Origin of the sequence: Alicyclobacillus herbarius DSM 13609, from assembly GCF_000430585.1 — a bacterium.
Taxonomy (GTDB): Bacteria; Bacillota; Bacilli; order Alicyclobacillales; family Alicyclobacillaceae; genus Alicyclobacillus_G; species Alicyclobacillus_G herbarius.
Window position 1 is genome coordinate 135,927 of the sequence record NZ_AUMH01000002.1, and the last position, 13,509, is coordinate 149,435.

At 57.9% G+C, this 13,509-nt stretch carries 9 protein-coding genes; 8 read left to right on the forward strand and 1 reads right to left on the reverse strand.

Annotated features, from left to right (window positions below):
* The first annotated feature begins 74 nt into the window (after nucleotides 1-74).
* From H522_RS0102095 to H522_RS0102110, 4 genes are all read left to right on the forward strand, one after another.
* Nucleotides 75-1,292, forward strand: coding sequence for a Rieske 2Fe-2S domain-containing protein (locus tag H522_RS0102095; RefSeq protein ID WP_273368280.1), 1,218 nt, complete (start codon nucleotides 75-77; stop codon nucleotides 1,290-1,292).
* 30 nt (nucleotides 1,293-1,322) lie between these two features.
* Nucleotides 1,323-2,438: a cupin domain-containing protein gene (locus H522_RS0102100; RefSeq protein ID WP_026961035.1), complete on the forward strand. Its 1,116-nt coding sequence runs from the start codon at nucleotides 1,323-1,325 to the stop codon at nucleotides 2,436-2,438.
* Nucleotides 2,435-4,033, forward strand: coding sequence for an ethanolamine ammonia-lyase reactivating factor EutA (locus tag H522_RS17065; RefSeq protein ID WP_051343688.1), 1,599 nt, complete (start codon nucleotides 2,435-2,437; stop codon nucleotides 4,031-4,033). The genes H522_RS0102100 and H522_RS17065 overlap by 4 nt, the downstream gene beginning before the upstream one ends.
* A gap of 74 nt (nucleotides 4,034-4,107) precedes the next feature.
* Nucleotides 4,108-5,127 (forward strand): HoxN/HupN/NixA family nickel/cobalt transporter, encoded by a 1,020-nt coding sequence (locus H522_RS0102110; RefSeq protein ID WP_026961036.1) that lies wholly within the window; start codon nucleotides 4,108-4,110, stop codon nucleotides 5,125-5,127.
* A gap of 110 nt (nucleotides 5,128-5,237) precedes the next feature.
* Here H522_RS0102110 and H522_RS0102115 read toward each other — a convergent pair whose 3' ends face one another.
* On the reverse strand, nucleotides 5,238-6,980 hold the full coding sequence (locus tag H522_RS0102115; protein ID WP_026961037.1) for a spermidine synthase: 1,743 nt from the start codon (nucleotides 6,978-6,980) through the stop codon (nucleotides 5,238-5,240).
* A gap of 222 nt (nucleotides 6,981-7,202) precedes the next feature.
* On the opposite strand from H522_RS0102115, the gene H522_RS17070 reads away from it, so the two are divergent.
* The 4 genes from H522_RS17070 (at nucleotide 7,203) to H522_RS17075 (ending at nucleotide 13,164) form a co-directional block, all read left to right on the forward strand.
* The gene (locus H522_RS17070; protein WP_035452173.1) at nucleotides 7,203-7,517 is read left to right on the forward strand and encodes a hypothetical protein; all 315 of its coding nucleotides are present in this window, start codon (nucleotides 7,203-7,205) and stop codon (nucleotides 7,515-7,517) included.
* A 476-nt stretch (nucleotides 7,518-7,993) separates the two neighbouring features.
* Entirely contained in the window at nucleotides 7,994-10,798 is a 2,805-nt protein-coding gene (ppc, locus tag H522_RS0102125; RefSeq protein WP_026961038.1) for a phosphoenolpyruvate carboxylase, read from the forward strand.
* A gap of 276 nt (nucleotides 10,799-11,074) precedes the next feature.
* Nucleotides 11,075-11,518 carry an OsmC family protein gene (locus tag H522_RS0102130; protein ID WP_026961039.1) on the forward strand — a complete coding sequence of 148 codons (444 nt, stop codon included), beginning with the start codon at nucleotides 11,075-11,077 and terminating at the stop codon, nucleotides 11,516-11,518.
* Nucleotides 11,519-11,778: 260 nt separating this feature from the next.
* Nucleotides 11,779-13,164, forward strand: coding sequence for a sugar transferase (locus H522_RS17075; RefSeq protein WP_051343690.1), 1,386 nt, complete (start codon nucleotides 11,779-11,781; stop codon nucleotides 13,162-13,164).
* Nucleotides 13,165-13,509: the final 345 nt, after the last annotated feature.

A 13,509-nucleotide genomic window follows, 5' to 3' on the forward strand; every position in this document is an offset into this window, starting at 1 on the left:
GGCAAAAGGATGTGAAGACGATGCTGAAGGCAGAAGACAATGAGCGCATCACACGGACTGGTCCGGGAACACCTATGGGAGAAGTATTCAGAAGATATTGGATACCGGCTATTTTGTCCGAAGAGCTACCGGAACCCGACTGTCCGCCGGTTCGCGTGCGGCTACTCGGTGAAGACCTCGTCGCATTTCGGGACACGAATGGGCGAGTGGGACTTCTGGATGCTTACTGTCCACATCGGAGGGCGCATCTGTTCTGGGGACGGAATGAAGAGTGTGGACTTCGGTGTGTTTATCATGGCTGGAAATTTGACGTGTCCGGACAATGCGTGGATATGCCCAACGAACCTCCGGAAAGCAACTTTAAACACAAAGTCAAGACGGTCTCGTATCCCTGCTGGGAGGGGGGAGGCGTCATTTGGACGTACATGGGACCCCCAGATGAACAGCCTCCCTATCCGGACTACGAGTGGGTGCGAGCGCCAGAGACCCATCGATTTGTCAGTAAGACCTTTGAGGATTGTAATTATTTACAGGCACTCGAGGGCGGGATCGATACTTCGCACTCTTCCTTCGCACACAATAATAACCTGCAGGATAAGAAGGCTTTGCGCACTCGTGCCACCGCCCCAAAGCTGGAAGTCTACAAGCAGCCTTATGGATTCACTTACGTAGGCATCCGCGACCTTGGGAGTGACGGAAATTACGTACGAGCTTATCAATTCATCATGCCGGCACAACAGATGCGGGGCTACATGACGAATTGGAGCACAGGCGAGCCAGAGCGTTACCCGTCCGTGAATGGTCATATTTGGGTTCCCGTGGATGATGAACACTGCTGCGTCTATAACTGGTTTTACTCTGCCGATCCACAGCAGCCACTGCCGCGGGAGTACTGTTTGGAACACGAAGCCTTGTTCGGGCGTGGACCGGATGATATGCTTCCTGGCTATCGACTGAAGAGAAACAAGTCGAACGATTACCTGATTGATAGAGAAGTGCAACGTACAAGAACGTTTACGGGCATCTCCGGAATCAACACTCAGGACTTTGCCTTGCAGGAGACGATGCTACCCATTATCGACCGTTCTAAGGAACGTTTGGGTTCGGCTGACGCGGCCATCATCGTCGCGAGACAGTTGCTCCTGGAAGCGACCCGTGACGTAGCCGCCGGTAAGTCCCCGCGCGGGACGAATCCGGACACGTACCGCAACGTACGAGGGTGCGACCGAATTCTGCCAAAAGGAGTTCCTTGGCAGGACGGCTTGCAAGAAGAACTCGTAGCCCGATTTTGAGCCAGAAGTGATTACGCGGAGGTGAATGAAATGGCCAAGGTGTCGGAAGAGCTAGCGAGTAAATTTGCCACGGAAAAAGATTCGAGGTATACGGCTTGGGTGCGCGAGGAAGGACTCGACATCATTTCGGCGCATTATATCCCGGATTTGCACACGGTGGAAGTAAAACCGTGGCCACGGCGCGGGGGCTTCGGGGTTTTCATCAATCACGAGTCCTCACGCACATCCAACGACTGCTACGTGTGTGATATCCCTCCTGGCGGGAAACTGGCACCACAGCGCCAGTTGTACGAAGAAATGATCTATGTATTGGACGGCCACGGCTCGACCACGGTGTGGAATGACGCGGGGGCAAGGGTGACGTTCGAGTGGCAGGCAGGGTCACTGTTCGCCATTCCACTCAACTGCTGGCATCAACACTTCAATGGATCCGGACTGGAAAAGGTCCGTTTTCTCGCCGTGACGAATGCGCCCATGGTCATCAATCTCTACGGAGAGACCGACTTCGTTTTCAACACGCCGTACGATTTTCGCAGCCGGTTTCGCGGGGAACCCGATTATTTTGCCAATGAGGGGACGCAAAGAGGGTTTCTTCTCGAGACCAACTTTGTGGCGGATACCCGTTCTTTGCCACTCATTCACGCCAAAGAGCGCGGGGCGGGCGGCGGCCACATCCGGTTCAACTTAGCGAAGGGCTCCATGAACAGTCACATCTCCGAATTCCCAGTTGGGACGTATAAAAAAGCGCACCTGCATGGTCCAGGCGCACACGTCATCATTCTCAGCGGCGAGGGGTTCAGTTTCATGTGGCCGGAAAACTCTCCATTGCGGCGATACGACTGGAAAGAGGGCAGCATGATTGTACCGCCAGATCGCTGGTATCATCAGCATTTCAACACCGGTCCGACGCCGGCCCGATACCTTGCATTGAAGTATGAAGGCACCGCGATTCGGAATGAGCAGGGTGTGCCAAAGGCCTGGATCAGCAAGCGTCTTGGCGGCGATCAGATTGATTACGCCGATGAAGACCCAGAGATTCGCAGGGCATTTGAGAGTGAACTCGCCAAGCACGGGTTGCAGTCGAAAATGGAGCCCGTGTATGAGTCTGAACGTGCCCAGCTCGCAAAGGACGGCTTGGGCCGATGAATGTAGAACCGGTTGTAAACTCTGACGTACATGGTCTTCCGCTGTGGATGCATGAGACCGGCGATGACCACTTCCACGACGATGAAGACTGGTCCCCGGAGACGGATGGTCTGTGGTTGTCCGACCATTTTGAACTCATGAGCGTAGGCATGGATATCGGCTCCGCTTCCACACAAGTGGCGTTTTCTCGACTCACGTTGCACAGATTGGGGAGTGACCTATCCAGCCGATACCAGGTGGTGGAGCGAAAGTCGGTCTATCGCTCCTCCATTTGGCTGACCCCGTATTCTGGACCGCATCGAATTGACGAGGGCCAGCTCGAAGCGTACATTGCCCAGGCTTACCGGGAAGCTGGGATTCCCATCACAAGCGTGGATACGGGTGCGGTCATTCTGACTGGCGAGGCCATTCGGCGGGAAAACGCAGAGGCCATTGCCCACATGCTGGCTCGGCAGGGCGGGCGGTTCGTATGCGCAATCGCTGGACATAACATGGAGGCTCTACTCGCGGCGTATGGTTCAGGAACCGTTTATCTGTCGCATCAACAACAATCTTGCTTATTAAATGTAGACATCGGCGGGGGAACCACGAAACTTTCCGTGGTCGAAGTGGGCCGTGTCGTAGAAACGGCCGCATTACACATTGGCGGCCGTTTGCTGGCGACTGACCCTTCCGGACGGGTTACGCGGTTGGAGCCAGCCGGACGAAAGATTGCGGAGGAGCTAGGCATTCCCTTAGCGGTTGGGGAGGTGATGTCAACCGCCGACAAGGAAAGGATTGCCGAGTGGCTGGCCATGCAGCTGTCTCGTGCCTTGGCAGCAGAACCGCTCCCAGACAGCGTGAAGGAGCTGTACGTTACTCCTCCTCTGCAGCGGCGCGGGCCCTATGATGGAGTCGTATTCTCGGGGGGCGTGGGGGAATACGTCTACGGTCTTAGTGACCAGGATTTTGGCGATCTCGGTCGCTTTCTCGGAGCGGCTGTGCGCCGACAGTTTGAACGTGGGCAGTTTGGTCCTTTGCTGCACGGAGGGGAATGTCTGCGCGCTACGGTGGTCGGTGCGTCTGAGTACAGTGTGCAGGTAAGCGGAAATACCATTTTCTTATCGAGTCCACGGGTGTTGCCGGTGCGTAACGTGCCCGTTCTGCACCCTCCGTGTGACCTAACCTCCGATATTGATCCAGTGGCAATGGGGAAACAGATTCTTGATCACTTTCATCGGTTCGACTTAGAAGAAGGAAAATCTGATGTAGCGCTGTCGTTCCACTTTCGTGGTCTTCCGACATATGAGCGTATGCGCGCTCTGTGCGAAGGGGTATGCCGTGGTCTGCCGACTTCGGTCTGCGGGCGACGGCAGGTGACCATTCTGTTCGACCGCGACATCGCCAAAATCGTGGGCCGCCTCCTGCAGGACGAGTTCAGTGTGAAGTGTCCGTTGTTAATCCTGGACGGCATCCACCTGCACGATTTCGATTATGTGGACATTGGTCGAAAGATAGAGCCGGCCGGCGTCGTTCCGGTTACGGTGAAGTCGTTGGTGTTTCAATTACAGGATGGCTGGGACCGTGTGAAATCCACGCATTCGCCGGTGCAGTGAGAACCGAATTTTTCGGCAAATACGCCCGGATATTTTTCCATACAGGTGTAGAAATCACGGAGAGGAGATTGTCAGTGAATCAACGTCGATGGTTGCGATACGCCGTCCCGGTCGGGGGATTGCATGTGCTGGGCATTACCTTGCTCATTGTCTCTACGCACCATAACCCTGCCCTCATCGGGATGGCCTTCTTGGCGTACACCTTCGGATTGAGGCATGCCTTTGACGTTGACCATATTGCAGCTATCGACAACACGGTACGAAAATTGATCCAACAGCAAAAGGATGCAATTGGTGTCGGATTCTTCTTTTCCCTGGGACACTCGACTGTAGTAGCTTGCATGACGGTGTTTACAATCCTATCTGTTCACGTCGCAGAACGACATCTACCTCAGCTGCAAACCGTCGGAGGTATGCTTGGAACGCTGGTGTCTGGGGTATTCTTGCTTATCATCGGCGGTGCGAATTTATTCATTCTGTTCGATGTGTATCGGTTGTTTCTCCAGATGCGCACGTGCGACCATGCGGTACAGCAAGCTGAAAATCTCTTGCTGTCGCGCGGATTTATGGCGCGTCTTGTCCAGCCATTGCTGCGCATGGTAACGAAGAGTTCACATATTTACCCGATTGGTCTTCTATTCGGACTCGGCTTTGATACGTCTAGCGAGGTGGCCTTGCTGGCCGTGTCGGCCATCGCAGTGAAAAACGCCATTCCGCTCGCGGGTGTGTTCGCGTTGCCCGTCCTGTTCGCGGCCGGTATGAGCCTGATGGATACCGCGGATGGCGTCTTTATGACGACCGCCTATCGATGGGCCTTTTCGACTCCGCTCAGGAAAGTGTATTACAATCTTGCTGTAACCGGTCTGGGCGTGGCGGCCGCGCTGCTAATTGGGGTGATTGAACTGGCCCAAGTTTTGATTCCACGGCTCGGTTTGCATAACGCGCCCTGGGACTGGATTGAACAGCTTGATTTGGGCCGTCTAGGCTTTCTTCTCGTTGCCCTATTCATCTTCGTGTGGGCGATGTCCTTCGGGTTCTGGAAGCTGTTTCGCGTCGAGGAGAGGGGGAGCAACAAGGCGACGCAGTCAGGTTGAGCTTCCCAGTCGCATGTGCCGTGCTGCTGCTTCAGACCACGATGTCCATGTCCATGAGGCCAGCTATATGCGTTTCCTTACAGCGGCACCTGGGATGGGGAGGCGTCTTCCTAGCGCTCCCTCGCCGCGCCGAAGATCATCGAATCGGTCAGCATCTCCACCGGCGCCCGGTCGTCGGTCAACACCATGCCGCCGGCCACATCCCGAGCCGTGACCGGCCCAAGCCGCTGTGGCCAATCCGCGGCCACCTGGGCCAGCGGGCTGCCGGACCGTACGTTCCTCAGGCCCGCCGTCGACACCGGTTCATCGCTCGCCAGCACGATGTAGTTGTACATCCCGCGCGCCTTGATGCGGTACACATACGGAAACACCACGCGGAGCGTCTTCTCCATGGACAAGAGCAGCCGCGAGTGGGTGCTCGTCGCATTGACGTTCATCGCCACCAGCCCGCCCGGCGTCAGGCGACGCTTTAGCTCCCGGAAAAACTCGACCGTCGTCAGCTCGTACGGGATGTAGATCTGGTTGGTGTACGCGTCGACAATCGCGATATCGTACGCGTGCGCAGGCGCCTGCTGGACGAACACCCGCGCGTCCTGGTTGACAAACCGCGCGTCGCCCGGCCGTACGCCAAAGTAGCGGAAGTCAAGCGGAATCACGTCGCCGTCGATTTCCACGCCCGTCACGCGCAAATCGGGTCGCTCTGGCCGCACGTACTTGGCGAGCAGGTGGGGAATCGTTCCACCGGCAGACCCCAGCACCACCACTCGCGACGCCCTTTGGCGCAGGTACGGCAGCGCGAGGTAGTCGTCGTAGTAGTCGCCCGGGTTCAGCGCGTCGCCTGGCCGGCGCAGGGACTGGACGCCGCCGCCCTCGTTATAAATCAGCGCGGTCGATCCGTCCGTCTCCCGCACGACTGCGACGTGTTGGTACAGGGTGTCCTTGCTCCACAGCACCTTCCCGTACGGGCTGGTCGGCCCCGGTAGGGCGCCGGACGCCAGCGGCGGCAGCACCAGAACCAACCCGAGCGCCGCGCCGATACGCAGCCAGTCGGCCTGCACCAGCCCCCACAGGCTCGCCGCCACCAACACCGCCGCCCAGAAGAAAATCGTCTCCCTCACACCGAAAAACGGAATGGTGAGAAACGCCGTGCCAAAGGTGCCGATGAGGCTGCCCAGTGTAGAAAAGGCGTACAAGTTGCCGGCCACGCGCCCGATGTCGAGCGTTGGTGCGTGAGCAGCCTGCCGCTCGCCAGAGGCGCCGCCGCCAACAGGGCCCGTGTCCGCGGCCTTCACACTCGATACGCTCACGCCGTGAGGAAGATTGCCGGAATGGTTCACACCCGATTGCGGCGCGCCGAATCTGGCTGCACCCGACGCCAAGCGAATGGCAAACGGACTCACCATCGCCAACAGAAACACCGGCGGTGCAAACACCAGCAGGATGGCGATAAACGAGAGAATAATGGTCGTCATCGGCGTGTTCAAGATGCCCTGTGCCAGGCCGCGAAAGATGACCTGGCCCCACAAGGGCAGCGTCGCCATCCACATCCCGGCCGTGAGCGACAGCCACATCAGCAGCCGCACTCGCGGCCACCGGTCGGCCACGCGTCCACCAACCACGTAGCCGACCGACAGCGCCAGCAAGATGAGCCCAATCACATTCGCCCAGACAATCATTGAGGTGCCAAAGTAGGGCGCCAGAAACCGAGACGCCGCGAGCTCCAGCGCCATCACGGACGCTCCGGTCACGATGACGTACACATACAGGTAACGGATGAACCGCCGCCCATTTCGGATACCGTCCCGTCCGCCCACATCGATGCTTCTTGCTTGCGATTGCCGTGGCTTTTCCAACCAACGTGCTCCTCTCTTCGACAGGGATGCCGAGTCCTCTTCCATGTATACTTAGTATATACGCAATCGCCAAAGAGAAACGGAAAGTTCCAGAAGGGACCTCGGCCCATCGCGAGGTCAATCCAATCGTGAAGCTTTGTCTATCTTTGTCAATCCCGGCAGGACCCTGGGCCATGCCGACGAATCATGAAGCCATATCGTCTGAAGCGGAGGTGGTTTGAAGTGGATAAACCACAGTGGGAACAGCGCTTGGAACATATGGAGGCGATGACAGAAGAATTAATACACATCGTCGCGAACACCAACACGCAGGTGGCCCAGTTGACGAAAAAGGTAGACGATCTCACCAACGATGTGGCCGAACTCAAAGAGCAGGTCGGTGAGATGAATGAACGTCTGGGCAAGGTCGAGTTCCGCATGGAAGCTATTGAACGGCACGTCAGCCGGATTCCACTTTTGGAACGCCGTCAAGACAAAGCGGCGGCCCGACTTGACGCGATTGAAGCCTGCCTAGAGCTCCGCGCGGAAAACCACTAAGCCTCCAACCAAAAACCTTCTTCCCCTAAACATGACGCAAGCCCCTCTTCCATGTATACTTAGTATATACGCAATCGCCAAAGAGAAACGGAAAGTTCGAGACGAGGCGGTATTCTCAGCCCACGGGACGAGTAGGGGTTTTCCGTTCGGGGTATCCCCTTGCACTCGACTGGCGGGTCAAAAAGTGGCCCGGTCGGCCATTCAATGTCCCGGGGCAGCCGCGTTCCCTTGGCCGCCTCCGGTTCCGCGGCTACGTTCATAGCCGACCATAGGTCCCACGGTCAAATTGCATCTTTCCGCGGCCAAATTGTGTCTTTCCACGGCCACATTGCGCACTTTCACGGCCAAATCGGAGCCATACCCTGGCCGCGTCGTCACTGTAGTCTATCGGCCATTTATGTCCCGCGCCGACGTTCACATCATCCCAGAACCCCAGCCCGCATAAAAGCCGGCTGGGGAGTGGAGGAGGTCGCAGCGTGTCGAACGAAGCACCCTTGCATCGTGATATTCGACTCTTAGGCAACCTACTCGGCGAGGTGGTGACGCAGCAGTGCGGCCAAGAGGTGTTCGACTGGGTCGAGCGCATCCGCGCCGCCGCGAAGGCGTTCCGCCAGTCCGAGCCAACCGAGGCCCCCGGCACCCCCAGCTCCAGCGCCAGCGCGTTTTCGAATCTCATCCAACAGGTCCCCGAGGCGCATCGGCGCTACGTGATTCGGGCCTTCTCGCTGTACTTTGAGCTGGTCAACATCGCCGAGCAGAACCACCGTATCCGCCGCCGCCGCGAGTACGAGCATGCCCAGGGCGAAAAGGTGGGCCGCGCCACCATCGAGAGCGCCCTGCACCGGCTCAAGGCCGCCGGCTACAGCGCCGATGATGTGGCGAATCTCCTGCAGCACCTGGGACTGGAACTCATCCTGACCGCCCACCCGACGGAGGCCACGCGCCGCACCGTGTTGGACAAGCACCAGGAGATTGCCTTCATCCTGCAAAAGCTGGACGATCCGCTCCTCACTCCGCGCGAGCTGCGCCAGCTGGAAAAGTCTCTGCGCGCCCAGATTGTGGGCCTGTGGCAGACCAGCCCCGTGCGCAAGCAGCGCATCACCGTCCTCGACGAGGTCCGAAACGGCCTGTATTTCTTAGACCAAATCCTGTTTGACGTGCTCCCCTACGTGCACATGCAGCTGGAGGAGCAACTGGCCGAGCATTATCCGGATCGATCATGGCGTGTGCCCTCGTTCATTCGTTTTGGCAGCTGGATGGGGGGGGACCGGGACGGCAATCCGTTTGTCACCGCGGACATCACCTTCCAGACGCTCATCCTGCACTTTGACCTGGCGATGCGCAAGTACGAGGAGCGCCTGACCCGACTCGGCCGCGAACTCAGCCAGTCCCTGGAACTGACCGGCGCAAGCCCGGAATTGTTGGCGTCCCTCAACGTGGCAAACCCGCCCGACGAGCCGTACCGGGAAAAGGTTGTCCAGATTCAGCGCCGCCTCGAGGCGACGAAGGCGCGCTTTCACCCCGCGTCGCCTGGCCACGCCCAGACGGCCCTATCCCCGCGGCAGGAATCAGCAACCCGTACGCAAGACGCCGAGCCCTACCGCAGTCCGGACGAGTTTCTTGCGGATTTGCGCCTGATGGAGTCGTCGCTTCTCGCGCACCGGGGGGAGGACATCGTGGCGGTGCACGTCCGGCCGCTCATCCGTCAGGTGGAGCTGTTTGGCTTCCACATGGCGACGCTCGACATCCGCCAGCACAGCGAGGTGCACGAGAACGCGGTGCACGAATTGTTCCAGGTGGCCCACTTGGGCGACTACAAGGGCCTCTCAGAAACGGAAAAAGTCGAAAAACTAACCCGGGTCCTGGCCGATGCGCGCCCGCTCATCAGCCCGTACCAGGACCTCACGGAGGCAACCGCCGAAACCTTGAAGGTGTTTCACGTCGTCCGCCAAGCCAAAGAGCTGTTTGGAGAAGCGTGCATCCAGGATTACCTCATCTCGATGGCGGCCGACGTTAGCGATCTGCTCGAGGTCCTGCTCCTAGCGAAGGAGGCGGGGTTGTTCCGCTGGAAGCCGGACGGCAGCGTCGTCAGCCAGTTGAACGTGGTGCCCCTGTTCGAGACGATTGAGGACCTACGTGTCGCCTCGGGGATTGTCGAGCGCCTGTTCACCAACCCGGTCTACCAAAAGCAGCTGCAGGCCCGCGGGGGCGAGCAGGAAATTATGCTCGGCTATTCGGACAGTAACAAGGACGGCGGATATCTCACCTCCAACTGGGAGCTGTACAAGTCACAAAAGGCCTTGCTGCAAATCGCCGCGGCGCACGACATCCGGCTTAAGTTTTTCCACGGCCGGGGTGGGGCGCTTGGCCGTGGGGGTGGGCCGCTCGAGCGCAGCATTCTCGCCCAGCCGCCCGAAGCCCTGCGCGGCAAGGTGAAGATTACGGAGCAGGGGGAAATCATCTCCCAGCGCTACGGGCACCCGGACATCGCGCGCCGGTCACTGGAAGCGGCGGTCTCGTCCATCCTGGTGGGCGCCGCCAACGTGCAGACGGAGGCCATGCAGGCCACCGAGCGCGAGTGGTCCGCGTTCGTTGAGGGCCTGTCTGAGGCTTCGCGCCAGGCGTACGTACGGTTTGTCTACGGCCAGCCGGAGTTTCTCACCTACTTCCAGCAGGCCACGCCCATCGAGGAAATCGGCCGGTTGAACATCGGATCGCGCCCAAGCAAGCGCAAGAGCAGCGCCCGCATCCAGGACCTGCGCGCCATCCCGTGGGTGTTCTCGTGGACGCAAAACCGTCATCTCTTGCCGGCCTGGTACGGCTTTGGCACCGCCGTCGCCGGGGCTCTGAAGGATCATCCCGAGTCCATCCAGACCCTGCGCCGGATGTACCGCAACTGGCCGTTTTTCAAGGCGTTGATTGACAACCTGCAGATGGCGCTCGCCAAGGCGGACATGCGCATCGCGCCTCAGTACGTGCATCTGGTGGAGGACCAGGAAGTGGGTCGTCGCATTTTCGCGGGCATCCGGGAGGAGTACGAGCGCACGCGCAAGGTGGTGCTTGACATCATTGAGCGGGACGATGTGCTGGCGGACTTCCGCGTCATTCGCGAGTCGATTAATCTGCGCAATCCGTATGTCGATCCGCTCTCTTTCTTCCAGGTTCTGCTCCTGCGCGAGCTGCGCCAGCAACGCGCCCGCGGCGAGGACGCCTCAGAGCTTGAGCGGGAGGTGCTGTTTACGATTAACGGGATTGCCTCCGGGCTGCGGAATACGGGGTGATTCCGCACTGCCCGGAACAACATCTGACTCCGTCCATGAGGACTGCCGCACATTATGGGCCGTCGGGGGCTTTCTCCGACGGTCAGCTGCGGTTTTCGGGCGTCTCTATCACGGTTTGTTGCTTTCCCTCATCTCTCGCTCTTGGCTTTTACATCTTTCGCCCCTATCATGTTGTGCTTTACGAAACCTTAACACGCGCATCATTCTCAACCCTACCAAATTGGGTGTACAATACTTCTGAGGATTCGACATGGAAACGAGGAGATGAGCATCGCTATGGCTCAGCACGTGTTTACCTACGAGGGGAGTTGGCAGGGAGACCGGTCGGGCCAAGGCGAGATTTCGGTCGGGGGGCTCCAGTCGGTGGTCACTACCCCGGCACAGATGGGCGGTCCCGGCCAAGGGACAAACCCGGACGAGATGCTCCTCGGCGCTGCCGCGACCTGCTACATGATGACCCTTGCCTTTGCCCTCGCCAGTCGGAAAGTCCCGTATGAACGTCTCCGTGTATCTTCTACCGCTACCTTCAACGACGAAGGCGGTCTACACTGTGAGCGCATCGTCCACAAGCCCCACGTGGTGCTTCCATCTAACGCCAGCGATGCGGATGTCGCAAAGGTGCACGATTTGGTCAAACTGGCCGAATCCCGTTGCATGGTTTCGAAGGCATTGATGGGAAACGTGGAGATTCTCGTCGAAGCAAGGGTTGATAGAGAGTAGAATTTCAGTATATAATGGGGGATGTCTCGAATGATTGGATATAAAGAGAGAAAATGCCAGGGACAAAAAGAGGGATTGTCGATTTTTCGCTCTTGAAGGGGTGCTTTGGTTCTATAGGACGGACTCGTGGTACCAGAGGCTCACGAGCTCTATGTGGCCGTCTAGCAGCATAGTAGATCACTGACCCTTATTTTCATAGATTGTGGCGCCGCTGGCGGCATGGGGGTCTAAAGGGAAAAACGGTAGTGGGGAGAGGAATGGTGTCTGCGAATCCGAAACGGTTAGGATTGCTGGCCGACATCGTCGTACTCATTGTTAGCTTTTATGTAACCTATCTCGTGACCTCCGCCTTTCGCGGCGTGCCGCTGATTGTGCGAGGATCATCCATTTTTTATGACACGTTCTCATTTCTCGTCATCTCCTGGTTGTTGTCCTTGCTGCTGACGGTGGAGTATCCACCTCGTCGCTTGTCGCTGCTGGCCACAGAGGCTTGGATTGCCCTGCGTACGAACGCGCTGGGACTCTTGTTTTTTGCCATCCTCGCGTTTTTGCTCAAGTATCAGAACTTCAGCCGTTTGTTTGTGGGTACATACTTTGTCGATACCACCCTCCTCATGGTGCTGGTCCGCATCATGGTGCGTGTGGGGCTTGGCTATGTCCGCAAGCGTGGGCGGGACATGCGCACCCGTCTCATTGTCGGCGGAAGCCCTCAGGCCTTGCGCTACCTAGAAGGCGTCGAGCGTCGGCCAGACCTTGGGCTGCGCGTGGTTGGGTATCTGGCGGAAGCATCGACGCGTCTTCCGTTGCCACATCTTGGAAGGTTGGAAGACCTGCCACAGGCGTTGGCAAGGCACTCTATCGACGGCGTCATCATCGCTATGCCGGTCACCGACTCGCGCATGGACTGGGTGATTAAGCAGTGCGAGCTGCAAGGGGTCTCGGTTGAGTTGATGCTGGACGGGCTGTCCTCGCGCATCAACTCGAGCACCTTGACCCATTCGCTCGGGGTGTCGCGGCTGGTATTGTCGCCGATACCACATACGTCCACCGGCCTGGCGTTGAAGCGAGCTACTGATATATTTATCAGCGGGATCGCCTTAATTCTTGCATCGCCTTTTATGGCTGCAATAGCTTTGGCCATCTGGTTGGACGACCGGGGACCTATTATCTATTCGCAAACGCGAGTTGGGCTGCATGGGCGGCGCTTTAAGATGCACAAATTTCGCAGCATGCGCGTAGACGCTGACAAGCTCAAACAGCAGCTGATGCATCTGAATGAAATGTCGGGCCCGGTTTTCAAAATTCGGGACGATCCGCGCGTCACTCGCGTGGGTCGCTTCCTACGAAAGACCAGCCTCGATGAACTGCCTCAGTTGTGGGATGTCTTCGTTGGCAATATGAGCCTGGTCGGGCCCAGGCCGCCACTCCCGGACGAAGTCGACCAGTACGACGCCTACCACCGGCGAAGACTCAGCGTCAAGCCCGGCATCACCTGCATCTGGCAGGTGAGTGGACGTAACGACATCGACTTCGAACAGTGGGTAAGCCTGGATCTGGAGTACATAGATACTTGGTCCTACATGCAGGACTGGCGGATTCTGTTTAAGACGATTCCGGCGGTGTTGAAGCGGGATGGGGCGAGTTGAGATGAGTTGGCAACCCTCTGGCTCGTTGGAAACTGCGTGTAGAACGGCCGTGTGAAATGGTCTAAAGAAGTGTTCAGCAGGTTGTTCTTTGATGGAGTCAGTTCGAAAAGGGTGACTACGGATATAATATCGGGATTAGAAATCAGAAAGCCTACTGTAAAACGGGGTTCTTGCTAGTAGGGCTTTCGAAGTCGAGGTGTAGTTCCCGTAAAGGAAAAAGAGGACCGGCTCGAAAGGAACTCTTAGTAGGCCGAGGGGGGGACACGGGGCCTGACAGGTTGCGATGAGTTCGTGCAAAGCATGAGGAGGTCATTGGAGAAGTCGTAGGTGAAGTTTCATAGCACG